General features: G+C 71.8%; 16 protein-coding genes. 6 read left to right on the forward strand and 10 right to left on the reverse strand.

The window, feature by feature from the left end; genetic code table 11:
- Positions 1-24 precede the first annotated feature (24 nt).
- The 8 genes from ACIBAE_RS20535 to ACIBAE_RS20570 are packed head-to-tail and all read right to left on the reverse strand — an operon-like array spanning position 25 to position 9,933.
- A complete protein-coding gene (locus ACIBAE_RS20535) occupies positions 25-1,266 on the reverse strand; it encodes a GNAT family N-acetyltransferase (RefSeq protein ID WP_399287328.1) in 1,242 nt (413 codons plus the stop codon).
- 32 nt (positions 1,267-1,298) lie between these two features.
- Complete coding sequence (locus tag ACIBAE_RS20540) at positions 1,299-1,964, reverse strand: lipopolysaccharide biosynthesis protein (RefSeq protein ID WP_399287330.1); 666 nt, start codon at positions 1,962-1,964, stop codon at positions 1,299-1,301.
- 7 nt (positions 1,965-1,971) lie between these two features.
- On the reverse strand, positions 1,972-3,144 hold the full coding sequence (locus ACIBAE_RS20545) for a glycosyltransferase (RefSeq protein WP_399287333.1): 1,173 nt from the start codon (positions 3,142-3,144) through the stop codon (positions 1,972-1,974).
- Positions 3,141-3,953, reverse strand: coding sequence for a polysaccharide deacetylase family protein (locus tag ACIBAE_RS20550; protein ID WP_399287335.1), 813 nt, complete (start codon positions 3,951-3,953; stop codon positions 3,141-3,143). Before ACIBAE_RS20550 ends, ACIBAE_RS20545 begins: the two co-directional genes overlap by 4 nt.
- Positions 3,943-5,727: a murein biosynthesis integral membrane protein MurJ gene (gene murJ / locus ACIBAE_RS20555; protein WP_399287337.1), complete on the reverse strand. Its 1,785-nt coding sequence runs from the start codon at positions 5,725-5,727 to the stop codon at positions 3,943-3,945. The genes ACIBAE_RS20550 and murJ overlap by 11 nt, the downstream gene beginning before the upstream one ends.
- Complete coding sequence (locus tag ACIBAE_RS20560) at positions 5,724-7,106, reverse strand: O-antigen ligase family protein (protein WP_399287340.1); 1,383 nt, start codon at positions 7,104-7,106, stop codon at positions 5,724-5,726. The genes murJ and ACIBAE_RS20560 overlap by 4 nt, the downstream gene beginning before the upstream one ends.
- Positions 7,106-8,740 (reverse strand): sugar transferase, encoded by a 1,635-nt coding sequence (locus ACIBAE_RS20565; protein ID WP_399287342.1) that lies wholly within the window; start codon positions 8,738-8,740, stop codon positions 7,106-7,108. The genes ACIBAE_RS20560 and ACIBAE_RS20565 overlap by 1 nt, the downstream gene beginning before the upstream one ends.
- A complete protein-coding gene (locus tag ACIBAE_RS20570) occupies positions 8,737-9,933 on the reverse strand; it encodes a glycosyltransferase (RefSeq protein WP_399287344.1) in 1,197 nt (398 codons plus the stop codon). Before ACIBAE_RS20570 ends, ACIBAE_RS20565 begins: the two co-directional genes overlap by 4 nt.
- A gap of 493 nt (positions 9,934-10,426) precedes the next feature.
- On the opposite strand from ACIBAE_RS20570, the gene ACIBAE_RS20575 reads away from it, so the two are divergent.
- Together ACIBAE_RS20575 and ACIBAE_RS20580 are read left to right on the forward strand one after the other, a co-directional pair.
- Positions 10,427-10,666 (forward strand): chaplin, encoded by a 240-nt coding sequence (locus ACIBAE_RS20575; RefSeq protein WP_399287346.1) that lies wholly within the window; start codon positions 10,427-10,429, stop codon positions 10,664-10,666.
- Between the two features lie 292 nt (positions 10,667-10,958).
- Positions 10,959-11,240 carry a hypothetical protein gene (locus tag ACIBAE_RS20580; protein WP_399287348.1) on the forward strand — a complete coding sequence of 94 codons (282 nt, stop codon included), beginning with the start codon at positions 10,959-10,961 and terminating at the stop codon, positions 11,238-11,240.
- A gap of 182 nt (positions 11,241-11,422) precedes the next feature.
- Here the strand turns inward: ACIBAE_RS20580 and ACIBAE_RS20585 are convergent, their stop codons facing one another.
- Together ACIBAE_RS20585 and ACIBAE_RS20590 are read right to left on the reverse strand one after the other, a co-directional pair.
- A complete protein-coding gene (locus tag ACIBAE_RS20585) occupies positions 11,423-12,058 on the reverse strand; it encodes a vitamin K epoxide reductase family protein (RefSeq protein ID WP_399287351.1) in 636 nt (211 codons plus the stop codon).
- A gap of 9 nt (positions 12,059-12,067) precedes the next feature.
- Positions 12,068-12,574, reverse strand: a complete 507-nt coding sequence (locus tag ACIBAE_RS20590) for a DUF5949 family protein (protein ID WP_399287354.1) — start codon at positions 12,572-12,574, stop codon at positions 12,068-12,070.
- Between the two features lie 163 nt (positions 12,575-12,737).
- Between ACIBAE_RS20590 and ACIBAE_RS20595 the strand changes: the two genes are divergently transcribed.
- The 4 genes from ACIBAE_RS20595 (at position 12,738) to ACIBAE_RS20610 (ending at position 17,643) form a co-directional block, all read left to right on the forward strand.
- Complete coding sequence (locus tag ACIBAE_RS20595) at positions 12,738-14,093, forward strand: cytochrome P450 (protein ID WP_399287357.1); 1,356 nt, start codon at positions 12,738-12,740, stop codon at positions 14,091-14,093.
- Between the two features lie 794 nt (positions 14,094-14,887).
- On the forward strand, positions 14,888-15,490 hold the full coding sequence (locus ACIBAE_RS20600; protein ID WP_399287360.1) for an AAA family ATPase: 603 nt from the start codon (positions 14,888-14,890) through the stop codon (positions 15,488-15,490).
- The gene (locus ACIBAE_RS20605) at positions 15,487-16,131 is read left to right on the forward strand and encodes a guanylate kinase (RefSeq protein ID WP_399287363.1); all 645 of its coding nucleotides are present in this window, start codon (positions 15,487-15,489) and stop codon (positions 16,129-16,131) included. Before ACIBAE_RS20600 ends, ACIBAE_RS20605 begins: the two co-directional genes overlap by 4 nt.
- 75 nt (positions 16,132-16,206) lie before the next feature.
- Positions 16,207-17,643: a hypothetical protein gene (locus ACIBAE_RS20610; protein WP_399287366.1), complete on the forward strand. Its 1,437-nt coding sequence runs from the start codon at positions 16,207-16,209 to the stop codon at positions 17,641-17,643.
- Positions 17,644-17,654 lie beyond the last annotated feature (11 nt).

Genomic DNA, 17,654 nt, shown 5'->3' on the forward strand with positions numbered 1-17,654 from the left:
GCGGCAGCGGCAGCGGCGAGGGTGTCATCCCTTGCCGCCGCCCCGCCGCAGCCGCAGCCGCTTGACGAACGCCGCCGCCCGGCCACGGCCCGCCGCGCGCGCGAGCAGCAGCTGGAAGGAAGGCGCCAGATAGCTCCGCGCCAGCAGATAGCGCTGGTTGCGGACGGTGTCGGGACGCCAGTGGTGTTTGTACGGCTCGTCCCCGCGCAGCATGCTGAGCGTGGTGCGGCCGGACGTACTGATCCGCTGCGCCCAGCTGCGCAGCAGCATCGTGGCCACGTCCACCTTCCTGGCGCGCAGCACCGGATCCGCTCCGTACAGGTAGCCGCCCGCCAGGTGCGGCGACATCAGGGTGAGATCCGACGCCACCACCGCGCCGGCCAGCCGGAATTCGGTCACCATCGCGTCGCCGCGCCCGGCCATCGACCTGACCGACCTGGTCAGGTGCTCCGCGAAGCGCGTGCTGAGGTGCTCGGGGGTGACCCCGCGGCCCTCCCACTGGAGGCGGTGCAGTTCCAGCAGCCGTTCGACGGCGGCCGGGATCTCGTCCTCGGGCACCACGCGCTCGTCGATGCCGAGCGCGTCCAGCTTGCGGAGCTTCGCGCGGGCACGCTGGGCGCGGGAGGAGGGCAGCCGGCCGAGCAGTTCGTCCATCGGGGCGGCGGGCAGTTCCAGGCAGGGCGAGTCCGCGAGCCGCCGGCGCGGCCCGGGCCAGCAGGCGTAGACCCGTTCGATCGCGGCGCCGGGCCGTACCTCACGCAGGTCGAGCACCGCCGTACGCGCGGTGCGCGCGAGGGCCTTCGCCAGCGCGGTGGCGGCGGCGTCCGCGCAGCGGTCGTCGAGCAGCACGTCGGAGAAGTCGGAGATGCTGCCGCCGAGCTGTACGAGGACGGGGACGGGGCGGTAGATCAGCGTCAGCGCCGCCGCCGCGACCAGGTCCTCACCCCGGCGGACCAGCACGACGCGGAGCCGGCCTGGTGTGCCGTACGACAGCCACCAGGAGTGCAGCCATGCATGGCTCTGGAAGGGGGTGGCGGTACGGGAGCGGCGGTACAGGGCGTCCCAGGCCGGGCCGATCTCCCCGAAGCGGTCGATGTCCCGGACCACCTCCGTCGTGAACACCGGGACAGAGGGGGGCACGGGGACGGAGGGGGGCACGGGAACGGAGGGGCGCGCGGACGGGGACAGCGTGACGGATCCGGCGGGTGTGACGGGTGTGACCGTGATCGCGGTGGCCGGGGAGGCGACGGGGAATGCGGCGGACATGATGGCCGTCCGTGGGCTCGATTCGGCGGCCATCACACCGTTTCCGGCTGTGGGTGGGAGGCCTGCGCCGGGTTCGGGACGGACGCGTGCATCCCGGAGCGCCGGCGCTGGGGACGGACCAGCAGGCCGAGACCGCCGAGCAGCCCGCCCGCGCAGCAGCCGACCAGGGCCGCGAGCGGTGCCGAGGGCGAGACCGGGCCGGTCGGCTCAAGGGCACGGGAGAACTGGAGCACCTTGACGTTCGTGCTGCCCTGCATGTGCGACCCGTTGAGCACCAGGGACCGCGCCACGCTGTCCGCCATGTTCACGGCGGTCCGGGCGCGGGACGCGGTCGCCGTCACGGAGATCATGGGGGCGTCCGGCGAAGTGGCGGTCTGGACGTGCGACGCGAGGGTCCGGGCGGACACCCCGGCCCACACCGGCGCGTCGCCGACGACCGCGACCTGGGAGGCGACCCGCCCGTAGGCCGTCGCGAACCCGAGCGCGGCGGCCGGGTCGGACTTCTCCGTCGGTACGACGATGACGTAACTGGTCGCGGAGTACTCAGGGGTGCGGAGCATCCCGTACGCACCGCCGGCCAGCGCCCCGAGCAGGGCCACGACCGGGACGATCCACCGGACGGGCAGGGCCGTCAGCCGTGACAGCAGGTGGGCGGGCCGGGCGGCCGCGCGGCGCGGCGGACTCGAATGCTGGGTCATGAGCAACTCACTTCTCGGTGGGGACCGGGCCGCGAACGGCGTTCTCGTAGACGGTCATCAACTGGTGGGCGCTGCGGGAGATGTCGTAGTGGCGGGCGGCGGCGGGCACGGGCAGCCGCCGCGCCCCGGCCGTCCCCGGCGCCCGGCCCGCCTGCTGGAACCGCCGCAGCTCGGCGACGAGTTCGGGTACGGAGCCGCTGATCTGGAGCGCGCCGGGCGCGGCCTCGGCGGGCAGGTCCTGGAGGGCGGGGCAGGTGACGTGGAGCACCGGCAGCCCGGCCGCGAGTCCTTCGACGACGGCGAGCCCGAACGCCTCGTCATGGGACGTGGAGACGAAGACGTCCATGGCCGCGAGCAGCGCGGGCAGATCGGGCTCCCCCGGCCCGGTCGCGGAGGGGCGCGAGAGTGGCGGCGGGTCCTCGCAGGCGCCGTGGAGGAGGATCCGGCCGGCTGCTCCCCGGGCCTCGGCGAGTCCGCGCAGAGACCCGCGCTCGGGGCCCTCGCCGACCAGGAGGAGGCGGGCGCCCGGCAGATCGGCGACGGCCCGGATGAGTGTGTCGAATCGTTTGCTCTCGGTGAGCCGGCCGACCCCGCCGACCACGAAGGCGTCCTGGGGCAGGCCCAGTCGGGCACGGGCGGCGCGGCGGGCCCCCTCGTCGAAGGCGAACCGGCCGACCTCGATGCCGTTGGGCACCACATGGATACGGTCCCGGCGCACCCCCCAGCGCTCCAGGCGCCGCGCGACGGTCGCGGAGACGGCGACCGTCGCCGTGCCCAGGCGTTCTCCGGTGAGATACAGCGCGCGGGCACCGGTGGACAGCGGCCGGCCCTCGATCTGTACGGCGCCGAGGGAGTGCTCGGTGGCGACGATGGACCGTACGCCCGCGAGACGTGCCGCGAACCTGCCGTACAGGCAGGCGCGGTAGAGGTGTGTGTGGACCAGGTCGTACCGTCCCTGGCGCACCAGCTTCACCAGCCGGGGCAGTGCGCCGACGTCACGGTTGCCGCGCATGGCGAGGTCGTGGACGGACCCGCCGTCGGCGACGATGCCCCGGGCGACCGCGCCCGGGTTGGTGAGGGTGATGACGTCGCTGTCGGTCGGCAGCTGCCGCAGCATGAGGCGGAGCTGCTGTTCGGCGCCGCCGATGCCGAGGCCGGTGATGATGTGCAGCACCTTCACGAGCCGGTCCCTCCCGCCGGGGTGACCGCCGGACGGGCGGCGGCCGGGACGGGCTCCCGGCGCCAGCGGTGCAGCCGCCGTTTGAGGTGCAGCCGCAGGCCGGTGTCCTTCTCCCCGACATGGACGCGGGGCAGGGCGAACATGCCGGTGAGCGGTCCCGGGCTGATGGCACAGGCGTACGTGTAGCCCGCCGCGCGGACGGCCGCGACGGCGCGCGCGTCGACCGAACCGTACGGATAGCAGAAGCCGGTCACCTCGGCGCCGGTGATGGTGCGCAGCATGGCCCGGCTCTGTCCGGTCTCGGCGGCGAGCAGCGGGTCGCCGGCCCGGGTGAGGTCGGTGTGGCACAGGCCGTGGGAGCCGACCTCCATGCCGGCCTCGCAGGCCCGGCGGACACCCTCCTCGGTGAGGAGGGGCTTGCGGGGGCCGGGGCTGTCCCACGCGTTCGTACCGCCGAGGCGGCCGGGCAGGACGAAGACGGTGGCGGTGCAGTCGTACCGGCGCAGCAGCGGGACGGCCTGGTCGACGAAGTCCGCGTACCCGTCGTCGAAGGTGAGGCCGACGAGGCCGGCGCCGCGTCCTTCGGCGCGGGCGCGCAGCAGCCGCCCCATGCTGACGCCGGTCAGGCCGTGGCGGCGCAGCCAGCGCAGCTGCCGTTCGAGCCGGCCGGGCGAGATGGTCACCTGGTAGGGGTCGTCGGCGCAGTCGGCGACCGAGTGGTACATGACGGCCCACAGGGGACCGGGGGACTTCCGCCGCGCCCCCCGCACCGCGGAGGGGGGACGTGCGGACACCGTGTCAGCGGGCATGCGCGTGCTTTCGTGAGACGGGGCGGAGGAGGGGGCGGAGGATGGTGTCGATCTCGGGTGCGCGCAGGGCGCGGGCGATGACGAGGAACACCGCGGCGACCACGACACAGGCCGCGGCGGCGCCCAGGACGGGTGACGGGATGAGGGCTCCGCACAGCCAGCCCGAACCGGTGGCCGCCGCGGCGGCGGCGCTGAGTTTGACCAGGCCGCCGGTCATGTGGCGGATCCTGACGGGCACGCTGTGGCGGCCGACCCGGCAGAGCAGCAGGATCGCGGTGACGGTGATGCCGAGGGCGTTGGCGGCGGCGATGCCGAGGACGCCCCAGACGTCGACCAGCAGGGCGCCGGCGCCGGTGGTCAGCGCGAGTCCGGTCAGCATGGCGAGCGCGGGGAACCACAGGGGGCGCGCGGCGGAGAAGTAGCAGCGCACCAGTGCCCCGACCAGGGTGTGGCCGAGCAGGCCGAGCGCGTAGACCCGGATCACGGCGGCGGTCGCGGCCGTGTCGGCCCGGTCGAACGCGCCGCGCTGGAAGAGCACTTCGACGAACTGCGGCGCGCAGGAGATGACCGTGGCGGCCCCCACCAGCACGATGATCCCGGCGAGTGCGAGGTCGCGCTCGACCCGGCGCCGCGCCACGTCCCGTTCCCCCGCCGCCATGGCACGGGCGACGACCGGGAAGGTGACGGTGCACAGCATCAGCGAGAGCGTCATGGGCATCTGCGCGACCTTCTGCGCGTAGTTCAGATGCGAGATGGCACCGGCCGGCAGTGGCGCGGCCTGGAACCGCTCGATGAGGACCTGCGACTGCCGGCTGAGCGCGAACACGACGACGGGCGCGAGCAGCCCGAAGGCCACGGGCGGGCCGCCCGCGTCGGTCTTCGTCTCCCGGCCGGCGGCGGGGAGACGTTCCTTGAGTCTGCGCCACAGGACGGGTGCCTGGACCAGCACCATCAGGACGCCGCCGAGGGCGACCCCGGCGGCCGCGGCCCGGACACCCCACGTGTCGCGGAAGGCGAGCATCGTCGCGATGATGCCGACGTTGTACGCGGCGTAGATCATCGCGGGTGCCACGAAGCTCCCGTGGGCCCGCAGCGCCGCGCTGCAGTACCCGGCCATGCCGAAGGTGAAGACGCAGGTCGCGGTCAGCCGGGTGCAGTCGACGGCCAGCCCCGGCTCGGGCAGGCCCGGGGCGAGGCCGGCGACCACCCAGGGCGCGGTGGCCATCAGCAGGGCCGCGCCCGCGCTGAGGGCCAGGCACAGCCGGGGCAGGGTCGTCCGCATCAGTTGCCGTACGGGGTCGCCGCCCGGTGCCGGCACGGCGGCCCGGCGGGCCAGCGCCAGGCTGAACGCCGGTACGAGGATGAGTGCCATGGCGTCCTCGATGAGGAGCGTGGAGGCCATCTCCGGCACGGTCCAGGCGACCAGGAAGGCATCGGTGTCGGGGCCGGCGCCGTAGAGATGGGCGATGGTCTGGTCGCGGACGAGACCGAACACCGCTCCGGCGGCGGTCAGCAGGGCGGTGAGGAACGCGGCCCGCGCCAGGAAGCGGCCGGAGGCGCGTTCGGAACCGCTGGAGGCGGCTTCGGACGCGGCCGGGGCGCCTGCCCCTGCCGTACCGGCGGCGGTGCTTGCGGAAGGGGCAGGGGCCGTTTCGGAACGGGCAGGGGCCGTTTCGGAACGGACGGACAGGGCGCCGGTCGCCGCGTCGCTCTCCGCCGCCGGCGGGGCGGACGGCGTGGGTACCGGGGGGAGGGAGTGTCGTGTGTCGGTCACGCCGGGGCAGCCCCGCTGTTCGCTCGGCGGTCCAGCGCCCACCAGGCGGCCAGACCGAGCATCACGGCCGTCAGCACGGTCGAGGGCCCGCCGATGTCCGCGTAACCGAAGTCCACCAGCTGCCAGGCCAGCAGCCCGGTGACGGCGAGCGCGCAGTCGGCCCCGGTGCGGGTGCGGCGCGCGCCGGGGAGCCGGCGCAGCGTGCGGACGAGGAGCATCGCCCAGCTGCCCACCAGCGCGACGGCGCCGATCAGCCCCTGCTCACTGAGGACGAGCAGATACATGTTGTGCGGCGAGAGCAGGGGCTGGCGCTGGAAGCCCATGCCGGCGCCCTCGGTGTCGCTGCCGGAGGAGAGCGCCAGCGAGGCGTGGCTGTCGCGGTAGGCGGGGAAGCCCTTCAGCCCGACGCCGGTGACGGGTTCCTCGCGCCACATGTCGGTGGCGGCGGCCCACATGGTGTACCGGTCGGTGACGGACTGGTCGGGCGCGTCGGTGACCCGGGTGATGCTGTCGAGCCGCTCGGTGATCATCTGCGAGCCGATGCCGAGGCCGCCGACGAGGACGACACCCAGGGCTCCGGCCACGAGGGCGATCCGCGCCGCGCGGCGCAGCCCGGAGACCGCGAGTTGCAGGACGAGCGCCGCGACCGTGGCGATCCAGGCGCCCCGGCTGAACGACAGCACGAGCGGGACGGAGAGCAGTCCGGCGCAGGCCAGTGCGACTGCTCGCTGCCCCGGTGGCGCGTCGCCGCCTTGGCCGAGCGCGTATCCGACGGCGATGACCAGCCCGTACGCGACGACGGTGGCCATGCCCATCACATCGGTGGGGCCGAAGGTGCCGACCGCGCGGATGTCCTCGCCCCTGTACGAGGCGCCGGTGCCGGTCAGGTACTGCACGACCCCGACCGTGCCCTGGACCAGCGCGAGGGCGACCACCGACCCGGCCACGAGCCGGAAGTCCCGGCGGTCGCGGATCAGCAGCAGCAGCGCGGCCGGCACCAGGACGAAGATCTGGAGGTAGCGCGCCACCCCGGGCAGGCTGGCCGCCGGGTCGTGGGAGGTGATCGCCGCCACGGACACGCCGAGCACCGGAAGTCCGAGGACCAGCGCCGCGGTACGGGTCAGCGGGCGGGCCCGCTCCCTGAGTACCCGTACGAGGCAGTGCAGGACCAGAAGCCCGGAGGCGGCGTCCGCGACCGTCCCGGTACCGGCGGAGCCGTCCCCGGCCGGAGCGGCGGGGACGGCGAGCAGCGCGAGGACCGCGACGGCGGGCAGCAGGGGCGCCCAGTGGCGCAGCGCGTCCCGGGTACGTCCGCCGGGGCGGACAGGACGCACATGACGGCCCGTCCGGATCAGGACGCCCGTGGCGCCGGCCGTCATCAGCTGCCCGCCGGACGGACGAGGGAGACGGCGGTCCGTACCAGGATGCACACGTCCTGCCAGAGCGACCAGTGGTCGATGTAGTGGTTGTCGAACCGGGACCGCTCCTCGATGGAGGTGTCCCCGCGCAGTCCGTGGACCTGCGCGAGGCCGGTGATGCCGACGGGCATCCGGTGACGGGCCGCGTAACCGGGGGTGGTCCTGCTGAAGTTGGCGACGAAGAAGGGACGTTCCGGCCGGGGGCCGACCAGGCTCATGTCGCCGCGCAGGACGTTCCACAGCTGCGGCAGTTCGTCCATCGACGTACGGCGCAGGAGCCGGCCCACCGCGCTCATCCTGCGGTCGTGGGCGATGTTCCAGCGGGTGGCGGCCTCCTGCTCGTCGGCGGGGCGCAGGGTGCGGAACTTCAGCAGGGTGAAGGGCCGGCCGTCCTGGCCGACGCGTTCCTGACGGAACAGCACACCGGGGCCGTCGCAGAGCCGGACCGCGAGAGCGCAGGCCAGCAGCAACGGGGAGATCGCGAGCAGGATGGGGGCGGCGATCGTCATGTCGAGCGCGCGTTTGGCGACCGTCCCCCGGCGGCGGGGGGCCGGTGGCTCGACGCGGTGGCCGGCGAACCCCCACAGGTGCCGCGCCATGGCGTCGGGCGCGGCGGGTGCGGTGAGACCGCCGGAGCTACGGGGAACGGCGGGCGACTCCCGGGGGCCGTCGCCGACGAACCAGGTGGCGCAGCCGTACTCGTGGAAGAGCGCGACGAGCGGAGCGCGGTCCGTGCCGCCGCCGGTGCCGGTGCCCGCACCGCCGCTGTCCCGGGAGCCGCTGTCCCAGGAGCCGCTGTCCCAGGATTCGAGGAACACCGCTTCCTCGACCCCGTTCTGGATGACGGCGCGGTGGATCTCCTCGATGGAGGTGAGGACGGGCAGGTCGGGGGCGTCCGTGACGCCCTTGCCCGGGCTCGCGCCGAGAGCGGCGTCATCCCCGGTCAGGGCGGCGATCCCGACGGGCCGCAGGCCGTACTCGGGATGCCGGGCCAGCAGCGCGGTCATGCGCCGCGCCGCCGGGCCCGTACCCACGACCAGGGTGGAGCGCAGCCGTCCGCGCGCCGCCGCGCGCCGCCGGCCGTGGACCAGCGAACGGCAGCAGCAGGCCACGACGAGCTGCGCGACAGCGCCACCGAGCAGGGCCGCGATCCCCAGGGCGTGTCCGGGGAGGAGCGCCGCGAGGACGGCGGCGGCAGCGCACCAGGACACGGTGATACGGGCGCCGAGCGCGGGCAGCTGGTCCAGCCCGGAGAGGACGACGCCGGGCCGGTACAGCCCCGCGCACGCGTTCAGCACGGTCACACAGACGAGGAGCGGAAGCAGGACGGCCTCGCGCTGCTCATCGCTCAGGACGGCGGTGGACAGCAGGGCCGCGAGCCCGTCCCCGGCGATCAGCGGTAGTCCGAAGCGCAGCGGGGCGCCGGCGGGACGGCGCCGGGACGGCGGGGCGGTGCGGTCCCGGGCAGCGGGCTCTGGGGCGGTGCGGTCCCGGGCGGTGCGGGGAGGCGAAGCGAGCGAGATCCGCCCGAGGGAGCGTCCCACCGTCCGCGCCCGCCCGGCCGGCGGGGGAACGCTGGTGCTTTCCGTGGTCACTGGGGAATCGGCTCCCTGCGTTCGGTGCGCGGCGCGGTGGCGACTTCGCGGTAGACGTCCGCGATGGCCTGTGCGGTCTGCCGCACGTCGTACGTGCTGAGTACGTGCTGACGGCCCTGGCGGCCGATGGCCTCGCGCAGCGGCCCGTCGCGGAGCAGAGCGCTCACGGCGGCCGCCAGCGCCGACGGATCCTCGGGCGGGACGAGACAGAGGCTCTCGCGACCGGGCGGCAGGCTCTCGCGGGCACCGTCCACATCGCTGAGGACGACGGGCCGGCCGCTGGCCATGGCCTCCAGGGGGGCCACCGCCATCCCCTCCCAGCGGGAGGGCAGGACGACCAGATCGGCCGCCCGGTACCAGGGCACGGTGTCCGGTACGGCTCCGGCGAAGAGCACCGACGGCGGGGCCGCGCCCCGCAGCGCCGCCGCGTCGGGGCCGTCGCCGACGAGCACCAGCCGCGCCCGGGGCAGCCGCCGTACGACCGGCTGCCAGGCCCGCAGCAGGACGTCCTGCCCTTTCTGCCTGCACAGGCGGCCGACACAGACCACGACGGGGGCCGCGGGATCCAGCCCCGCCAGCAGCGGCAGTCCGGCCCGCGCGGTCCGCGTCTCGTCTGCGGGGTCGGCGGCGGAGTCGGCGGCCGCGAACCGTCCGACGTCGACACCGTTGTGGACGACGGAACAGGAGGCGTCGATACCCGCGCGCTCTCCGGTGCGCCGCTCGGCGTCGCTGACGCAGACCACACGGTCGGTCCACCGGGTCGCGGACCGCTCCCAGCGCCTGGCCAGCCGGCCGGTCACGCCGCCGACCGCCTCGAACGACCAGGCGTGCGGCTGGAAGACGGTCGGGATACGGCCCCGTACGGCCAGCCGCCCGGCGAGTCCGGCCTTCGCGCTGTGGGCGTGGACGAGGTCGGGGCGGATCAGGCCGACCAGCCGGGCGACCTGCCGTACCTCGTCGAGCAGGCTGGGGCCCGGCGCGCGCGTGGCCCGCCACGCGTGGACCTCGGCCCCCCGGCGGGCCACCGCCCGGGCGAGTGGCCCTTCCTCGGGGCAGGCGACGACGACACGTACCCCGGAGACCACCTGCGCCCCGACCAGGTCCATGACCACCCTGGCCACACCGCCGTCGACCGGCTGGACGAGGTGGAGCGCCGTGAAGCCGGTCCCGGGCCGGTGCCGTTGTGGCTGCACGCGCAACTCTTTCCACTCGTGGGCACGGGAAAGCGATCTTTCGAGCGGGCTCATGACACACGGAGTCCGGCCCCGCGCTTCCGCCACTATGAAAAACGCACCGGACCGGGCGGAGTAACGCCCGACGCTGAATCGAACGCCAAATCGATCGCCGCCGGGGGCGCGTGCGCCTCACGGCAAGGGAGAGCCGGGGCGCACCGCGAGCCGCGCCTCGCGGCAAGAACCGCTGAATTACTCATGGGGCTCTCCGTCTCGAAGAACGAAACCAGAAGGAACCTTCACAGAAGGCGGACTGAAAATCACGTGAGACGCGCGGCAACGCGTTGAACGTACAAAAGGATTCCGGTTCTGGTTTCGCCACGCCCGGGCGTGCCTCCGGAGCGACGTCACTCATTCGGGCGCGCAACCGAAGGGTTCCACCAGCGTTGATGCATGAGTCGGGCAATCGAGCCCGGCTTTATGCCATCCCATTACGACCGAGGAGCCCTTCTCCATGTCGCGTATCGCCAAGGCCGTTGTCCTCTCCACCGCGGCCGTCGCCGCTGTCGCCGGCGCCTCCGGCATCGCCTCCGCCGACAGCGCCGCCGGTGCCGCGGCCGTCGGTTCCCCGGGTGTCCTGTCCGGCAACGTCGTCCAGATCCCGGTCCACATTCCCGTGAACCTCTGCGGCAACACCATCGACGTCATCGGTGTGCTCAACCCGGCCTTCGGCAACACCTGCGTCAACCGCTGACGCCACTTCGCCGGCGGAGCCGCTCTTCCCCCCCGGGGCAGGGCGGCTCCGCTGCTGTCCGGGCCCCGGTGCCGGCCTCTCAGGACGCCGCGCGACGCCGGTGACACCGCCGCGAGCCACGGCGCCAACGACGCGGAAGCGAATGTGACACGAGGACACGTCGAGTCCCCTTCATTCGTGTGGCCTGCCCAGAATTCCCGCCGGACGGAGTTTCCACCGCGCCAAGGAATCGTTACTGATGCCGAGGCCACACAGAGGAAACCTCATCCACACGCGAAAGAAGGATTCGACCATGAAGCCCATGAAGGTTGCCGCCGTCGTCGCCGGTTCCGTGATGGCTCTGGGTGCCGCCACCCCCGCCTTCGCCGCCGAGGCCCTGCCCCCCATGAGCCTGAACGGCGCCCTCGACACCGTGGCCAGCCAGGGGCTGCGCGACGCCAAGCCGGTGAACACCAACGCGCTGGACACCGAGAACAAGGGCTCGCTCCTGAACGCGGTGAAGGGCGCCACGGACAGCCTGAACAAGCCGCAGCAGGGCAACAAGCTGCTCGGTGGGCTTCCGCTCGGCAAGTAGCTCCCTCGTCGCCGTACGGGCAGCGGTTCCGTATGAGAGAGGGGCGCGCGGCACGAGGCGCGCGGCACGGACGACGGAGCGGCTGCGCGGGGTTGGGGCCCTGCGCAGCCGCTCCGTCGTGTCGGGTCCGGCCGGCTGCGTGGGGGAGAGAGACGGCCGGCCGTGGGGGGAGAGACGGCCGGTCAGCTGGTCCAGAAGTCCCACCAGCGGGTCAGGATCAGCATCCCGATGCCGCCGATCCACACCACCGGCGGCATCCAGGGGAACTCGCTCAGCGCGCCGCGCAGGCCGGCGGGGGCGGGGAGGATCCGGTGCTCGATGTTGTGGACGGTCACGTAGCAGAACATCACGATGGTGGCGGCCCAGGCCAGGCAGCACCACAGGCAGAGCGAGTTGATGTTGTAGAGCGACTGGTACTGCAGCCAGGTGCAGAAGCCGACGCCGAAAAGGGTGCCCGCGTTCAGTCCGAGCCAGAACCACCGCCGGTGACGCGCCCCTGCCAGCAGGCCCGTCCCGACGCAGATGACGACCGCGTACGCCGCCAGTCCCAGCAGGGGATTCGGGAAGCCGAAGACCGACGCCTGGGCGCTCTTCATGATGTTGCCGCAGGAGACCACCGGGTTCAGGCTGCATCCCGGGGTGAAGTTCGGGTCCTCCAGCAGTGTGAACTTGTCGATCGTGATGACCCACGCGGCCAGCAGCCCGGCCGCTCCCGTGATCACCAGCAGCAGTGCGAACCCCCGGCCGCCGCCCCACAAGGGACCGCCGGGCTCCGCCCGCTCGCCCGCTGACACCTTCTCGACGGTTGCCGTCGCCATGATCGTGACTCAGCCGCGCAGGCTGCGTACGGGCAGCAGGCAGTGCGCCGCGCTGGAGAGCATCCGCTCGTCGCCCGCGAAAGAACGCAACGCCTCCTCGCTGACCGGCCTTCCGGGCGTCCCCTCGGTCCACGGCCGGGTGGCGACCATGAAGTAGACCTGGCCGTTCTCGCGGGCGTCCGCCTCCCACTCCGGGGGCACGGGGCACTGCGCGTTCAGATACGGCATCGTCAGGACCGCTCGTCCCGCCTCCACCAGGAGCTTGATCGTGTTGCCGGGAGCATTCGAGAGGTCGACCAGATCGCCGCCGGGCTTCAGGCCGATCTCCTGGAGGACCGTGCGCAGAGTCTCCTCGCCGGTCACCGGTCCTTCGCGGCCGTCACCGAGTGAATAGGCGAGCAGAAAAGGCGCGTTGCGTTCGCCCTCGGAGGGATCACTGGTCCAGGGAATCACCGAAAGAGTGCCCATCAGAGGGGCGTACTGAACGCTGCCCGACGCGGTGTTGGTAGAGGTCATGTCTCGGCACAGTAGTGGCCTACGGGGAATTTCCGTGAGCCCGATTCACCCGAGTGGGCGAGTTTGATGGCTACTTCGCGCCGCAACCCCCTGGTTTTCGTTCCTCAGTGCGAGACTTCTTCGCAGGCTCTTCGAGCACTCGCATCCCCCGGGAGGAATCGACATGACGGCGCTCGCTCACCAGGCGGCGATCCCGGGCGGGCAGCCGCGGAGACGGGATCTCGGCGACCCGTCGTTCTGGGAACTGCCGCATTCCGAACGCGCACAGGCATTCGCTTTTCTCCGTCGACTCGACGAGCCGCAGTACTTCGTCGAACGCCCGAAAAGCAAGTGGCGGCCGGAGCGCGGATTCCACGCGCTCGTCAAGCACGCCGACGTGGTGGAGGCCAGCCGCACCCCGCAGGTGTTCGCGAGCGCGCCGGGCGCCACCACACCGGAGCCGGCGCGCTGGGTGCGTGCCCTGTTCGGCGACTCGCTGGTCAATGTGGACGGCCCGCACCACACCCAGCTGCGCCGTATCGTCTCCCGGGCCTTCACCCCGAGGATCCTCAGCCGCACGGAGGCGGACATCGGCGCGGTGGCGACGCGCATCGTGGACGACGTACTCGCCGAGCGGCCGGACGACTTCGTCGGTGCGGTGGCCTCGCGCATGCCGTTCGAGGTCATCTGCAATCTGATGGGGATCCCGGACCGGGAGCGCCCCGCGATCCTCGCCCAGGTGAATCGCGCCTCGGGCGACACCGGCGTCCACCGCTCGGCCCGAAGCCGGTTCCGGGTACCGGGCAAGGGCCTGCGCGCCCTGGCCTCGATGCAGGGCATGGTCGCGGATCTCGGCCGCGAGCGCCGGAAGAACCCCACGGACGACCTGATCTCGGCGCTGGTCAACGCCGACATCGACGGCCAGGCACTGACCGGCCGGCAACTCGGCTCGTTCTTCTCCCTGCTGATGGTCGCGGGCGTGGAAACCACCCGGAACGCGATCGCGCACGGCCTGGACCTGCTGACCCGTCATCCCGAGCAACGAGCTCTGCTGGTGGAGGATTTCGACCGCTTCGCGGAAGGGGCGACGGAGGAGATCGTGCGCCACTCCACCCCGATCATCCAGTTCCGCCGTACCCTCACCCAGGATCACCGCATGAACGGCCACGACTTCCGCCGTGGCGACAAGGTCGTTCTCTTCTACGCCTCCGCCAACCGCGACGAGACGGTCTTCCCGGACCCGGACGCCTTCGACATCACCCGCACTCCCAACCCCCACGTCGGCTACGGCGGCGGCGGCCCGCACTACTGCCTGGGCACCTACCTCGCCAAGCAGGAAATGAAGGCCCTGTTCCGCGAACTCCTGACCCGGTCCCCCGGCCTCCACGCCACCGAGGCACCGGTCCTGGTCCCCTCCAGCTTCGACAACCGGGTCCGCTCCCTGCGCTGCGCGTACACCGGCACCGGCACCGGCACCGGCACCGGCACCGGGACACTCGCCGGTGACGGCGGGCAGGATCACGCGCGGGGCGGGGCATAGCGGCCACCATGTCGTGGGACGAGAGCGGAACACCGCACGCGGCTCCCCCGCGGTGGACCACGCGCACGGACCTGGCCCGTTTGCCATACCAGGGGCGCTGGGCAGCCGGGAGGCGGCTACCCCGCCCACGCCGGTTCGGCGGCCTCGTACTCCTCCAGGCTCCTCAGACCCAGGGCCAGGATGACGCGGTGGTCCAGGGCCTTCCCGTGGTGGTTGAACCCTTCTCACCGTCGATCAGGGCGTGGCGGAATCCCTCGCTCACCTCGTCGGCCCTCATGAGGACAGCGACGGACCTGGAGGACCACCTTTCCCTTGCTGCCCCCGGTGTTCTTCGTGGTCATGTTCCATCCCTCCCCGGGCCGAGCGCCGGCGTCGCCCATGGCGGCCCCCCTGGCGAGATCGTCCCACGCACGGGTGGGAGGACCTTCGTGTTCTCAGGACACCGACCCGTCGAGCCCGAGGCGGATCACGGCGATCGCCTCGGCGATGTAGACGCTCATCTCGTCCTCGGTGCCGAACAGCATGCACATGTCGTCGGGGCAAGTCTCTCCGGTGGGGCGATCCGGGTCCAGGGGCGGCGCGCTCGCGGGGCCTGAGGCGCCCTTTTCCCGTCAGCCGGGTGGCTCGTTGCCAGGCCGGTCGCCGGTCCTGGTTTTCGGACCCTTCAACGCCTCGTGATCCGGTGCCCCGGGTGCGTCCTGATTGCCGTCAACATGTCAGGAGAGTGGGCGCCATGTCCCCAGCCGCCTTTAAGCTGAGGCCAGTTGCATCGAAACGTCTCGGGGGCGGACAGCGTGGCCACTGCGTTAGGCACAAGCACCATCACCCTTGCTCTTGTCGCCGGGTATGCCGGTTCGGGCAAATCGGAGGCCGGCAAGCTCCTGGCGGCGGCCACCGGTTGGGCCATGCTCGACAAGGACACCATCAGCCGCCCGATGACCGAGCGACTGCTGCTGGCACTGGGCGGAGATCCGGACGACCGCCACAGTCCGACCTACCTGGAACACGCCAGGCCGCTGGAGTACGAGTGTCTGATGAAGGCGGTCTGGGAGAACCTTGAGTGCGGAACGTCTGTGGTCGCCGTGGCGCCGTTCCTCGCCGAGAGCGCTGATGCGCAATGGGCGTCTCGGGTGGCACGCCGGTGTCGCAGGACCGGAGCCCGTTTCGAGACTCTGTGGGTGGACAGCGACCTGGATTCGATGCGAGACCGGCTGATCTCGCGCAATGCGCCCCGTGACACGTGGAAGCTGACGCACTGGCCTACGTACACGAGCGGCCTCGATCTCGGCCTGCGACCAGCGACGCTTCATCACGTCATCGACAACCGCATCGGAGCCTCACGCCCGCTGGCCGAGCAGGTCGAGTCCATCGCGCAACGGCTGCTGGGGCACTCATGAGCGCGATCGTTCTCTACGGCCCCCCCACATCCGGCAAGGACACCGTGACGGCTGCCCTCTGCTCCGCCGACCCACGCTTCGAATCCGTCATCAAACTCAAGCACGGGACCGGCCGGTCAGCCGGATACCGGTTCGTGGCCGCCGAGGAACTCGATGATCTGCGCCGTCAGGGCAGGATCGTCGCGGAGACCCGGCGCTACGGCAACGTATACGCGGTCGATGACCTCTCCCTCACGCAGCCGCAGGAGCGGGGCCGAACCCCTATCACCCACATCGGCAACGTCACCGACATGCGCACGCTGCTGGACCGCAGTCAGGCGACCTCGTGGCTGCGCGTCCTCCTCTGGGTGCCGAGGAACGTATGCGAGGCACGGTCCCGCGAGCGGGGAGACACCGATACGCCGAAGCGGCTCACCGCCTGGGACGAGACAGCGGAGGACATTCTCGTCTCCGACGTACGGGACCTGTTCGACCTGGTGATACGCACGGACCGTACGGATCCGCAGACGGCTGCCGAGCAGATCGCCCACGCGCTGGACGAGGCCACGGAGTCCCTGAGTAGGGAGGAGTTGTTCGCGGCTCTCGGGCTCGGCCCGGACGAAAGCGGGGTTCGCCGGAGCGCGGCTCAGCGCCGCGTGTGAGCACGTCCGAGTACACGTACAGCGCCATCAACGGCCACAAGCAACAGGGGGATGCCGGTGGGAGTTGTCCGGACGTTGGAGGAGCTGGCGAGAATCGGTCGCCAGCGCACCGTCAGCGATCGCAGCGTGCATCTGCGTCATGACGAGGTCACGACGGACCTTCTGCTGGACACCGTATCGGCGGACCGTGTCTCCCTGGACCGTATGAGCATCGACGGAGTGCTCACCGTGCGCTCCTGCCACATCGATGAACTGGTCGTCGATCACGTGGAGGCGGATGCGCTCCTGGTGGTGAACTCCCGGATCGGCCGTCTGACCATCCGCAACGCGTCGATGGGCTGTGAGGTCACCGTCACCGACTCCGCGCTGGACTTTCTCGCTCTGCACTCATGCGGGCAAACTCGGCTGGAGCGCATCCGCGTGGAGGAACTCGTGCAGATCAACGCTCTGCGCGGGTCGATCCGGATCAGCAACACGCGCGTGTCCTCGCTCGTCGTCCGGAGCCAGGCCACGGGCGGCCGCCTCGGCCGGCCCCGTGCGGTCGTACGAGGACTGCGCGCCCGTGAGGACATCACGTTCGACGATCTCTGGCTGTCCGCAATCGAGATCGACGATGTCGACACACCCGAGCTCACCTTGCGGCGAGTGCGACTCGACGAGCCCCTGCGGGCGAACGAGCTTCGCTGCAGCGAGACGGTACAAGTGAACGGGTTGGTCATTCCTGCCGAGGACAGCACGATCACGAACAGCACTGTCAGAGGTCCCGTGGAGGTGCGCAACCTCGGACTCTGTGACAGTCCGGGCAGCGAGCGGACTGAAACGACCGCTCGCCTCGCCCTCCACAACACGACCGTCATGTCACTCACTTCGGCGTCCGAGGCGTCATCCGTGATCAGCCTGCACGGCTCCTCGGTCACAGGCACCCTCGGACTTCCTTCCGGCGGCTCCCGCTACAGTCTCGACAGCTTCTCCAGCGTCGGTGACATGGAATTGGCCGGCGAGGTCTTCCGCAACGGCACCCAAGTCCTTTCCTTCCTGGAGCGCTCCTTCACCGAAGTGACCTCTGTCGCCTTGGAGTCCGTCCGGTCGGCTCTGGCCAGAAGGAACCGGAATCGCGAAGTCGACGAGCTCTACTACCTCGCTCGACAGCGCGAGGCAGCGGCCCTGCCGCCGCTACGGCGGGCCATCGGACGGGGCGTCCTTGGCGGGATCCTCGGCTGGGGAGTGCGCGCGCGCAATCCGGCGCGTGTGCTGGCGGCAGGGGTCGTGCTGACAGGCTTGGTGCTCCATCTGGCGGGCGCGGTGCGCGAACCAGGACGAGACCTTACGGACGGGATCGTCGCCGGTAAGAGCTTCGTTCTGGCCCTCGCCCTGTGGCTGAACGTCGGCACCGGCATGCCGTCCGAGCTCAAGACGGCCGAATGGTCAGCACTCGCGGTCTCGTTCACCGTGGCGGGAATGCTGTTCACCACGCTCATTGTGGGCATCGTCATCCGCAAGCTGGTGCGTTGAGTCCCTGAGGA

It is taken from the genome of Streptomyces sp. NPDC051569, assembly GCF_044454085.1.
Classification (GTDB): Bacteria; Actinomycetota; Actinomycetes; order Streptomycetales; family Streptomycetaceae; genus Streptomyces.